The 1955-nt window shown below is 73.6% G+C and carries 1 protein-coding gene; it reads left to right on the forward strand.

The window, feature by feature from the left end; all coding sequences use genetic code 11:
• A partial coding sequence (locus tag Q0L15_RS21005; protein WP_296606669.1) for a PAS domain S-box protein occupies nucleotides 1-1904 on the forward strand: 1904 nt, incomplete at its 5' end.
• Nucleotides 1905-1955 lie beyond the last annotated feature (51 nt).

Raw genomic sequence — 1955 nt, forward strand, 5'->3', positions numbered from 1 at the left:
CGCCGAGCGAGCTGGCCGGGCACGAGCTGGGGACGGTGTTCCCCCGCGAGGGCAGCACGCGGGCCGCGGCGGCCGTCGCGCGGCTGCTGGCCGGGGAGCGCGTGGAGCCCTTCGTCGACGAGGGCGTGCGCCACGACGGGTCCGCGTTCACCGCCCAGGTCACCCTCGGGCCGGTGGAGGGACCGGACGACACGATCTCCGGCGTGGTCGTGATCCTGCGGGACGTGACCGCGCAGCTCCACGAGCGGCGCGAGCTCGCCCTAGCGCTCGAGATGTCGCGGGCGCACTTCGACCAGGCCACCACCCCGCAGGCGATCCTCGACCTCGGCGGCCACCTCGAGGCGGTCAACCCGGCCTGGTGCGAGCTCTTCGGGCACGGGGAGGGCTGGTTCGCCGACTGCGACATCGTCGACCTGGTCCACCCCGTCGAGGCCGACCGCGTGGTCACCCGCCTGGCGCGGCTCGGTGACGGAGAGATCGACTCGATCAGCTACCGCGGCCTGTTCCGCGACGCGGGCGGCGGCGACCTCAGCCTGCGGCTCGACGCGGCGCTGCTGCGTGAGCAGGACGGTCGCCCCTACGCCATCGCGGCCTCTGTCGGGGGCCTCGACGAGCCCTTCGAGGACGACCGCGACGACGCGGACGACGCAGGCGCGGTGGTCGCGGACGGCGACGCCGACGAGGCCCGCCGGGTGCTCGCGGACGCCCTCGGTCGACGCGCGTGGGAGACCGCGGTGGTGATGGACCACCGGCTGCGGATCACCTACGTCAGCGGTTCGCTGGCCCGGCTGCTGCACTACCGGCCCGAGCAGGTGCTGCACCGCCAGGGCCGCGAGTACCTCCACCCCTCGGACGCGCCCATCCTGGCCGGCATGCGCTACCGGCTCCTCGCCGAGCCGCGCACGGCCGAGCACGCGATCCTGCGGCTGCGAGACGGCGAGGAGCGCTGGCGGTGGATGGAGATCACCGCGACCAACTGCCTCGACGACCCCGAGATCGGCGGCATCGTGGCCAACCTGCGTGACGTCACCGAGCGGGTGCGCACCGAAGAGGCGCTCCGGCTCTCCGAGGCCCTGCACCGCGCGATGGTCGAGACCGCCCAGGAAGGCATCATGGCGACCTCGCCGGACGGTCGCGTGATGTTCGCGAACGAGACGGCGGCCCAGCTCGTCGGGCTCACGGTCGACGAGATGTACGGCGTGGACCCGCGCGAGCTGTTCGGCCTCCCCGAGCTGCGGACGGTCGACGAGGTCACCTCGAACGAGGTCGTGCACCTGCGCCCCGACGGGAGCGAGCGGATCCTCGAGGTGTCCCGCCGGCCGCTGAACAGCCGCAACGGCCACCTGGGCTCGCTGGTCTCGGTCTACGACGTGACCGATGCCCGCAACGCCGAGCGCGCGCTGCGACGCCGGGCGCTGCACGACCCACTCACGTCGCTGCCCAACCGCTACCTGTTCCTCGACCGGCTCGAGACCGCGGCCGCGCGGCACCGCCGGTTCGAGGGCAAGGGCACCGCGGTGCTCTTCATCGACCTCGACGAGTTCAAGCAGATCAACGACAGCCACGGCCACGAGGCCGGGGACGCGGTGCTGCGCGAGGTCGCGGCGCGGCTGCTGACCTCGGTGCGCGGCACCGACACGGTCGGCCGGCTGGGTGGTGACGAGTTCGCGGTGATCTGCGAGGACACGGGCGTCGAGGAGGCCCTCGTGATCGCGAACCGCATCCTCGAGACGTGTCGCGAGCCCGCGCAGCTGGCCGAGTGCGAGCTGGTCGCCGGGCTCAGCATCGGGATCGCCGTGGCGCCGCCGTACGGCTTCGAGGAGCTCGTGCGCCGGGCCGACGAGGCGATGTACCGCGCCAAGCAGCGTGGCGGTGGCTGCGTCGAGGTCGCCGTCCAGGAGTAGGCCGGCGACCCGGGCGGTGGAGGCGTCAGCTGGCGGTCGAGCCGTCGACGG

Origin of the sequence: Nocardioides sp. (assembly GCF_024509035.1) — a bacterium.
Classification (GTDB): Bacteria; Actinomycetota; Actinomycetes; order Propionibacteriales; family Nocardioidaceae; genus Nocardioides.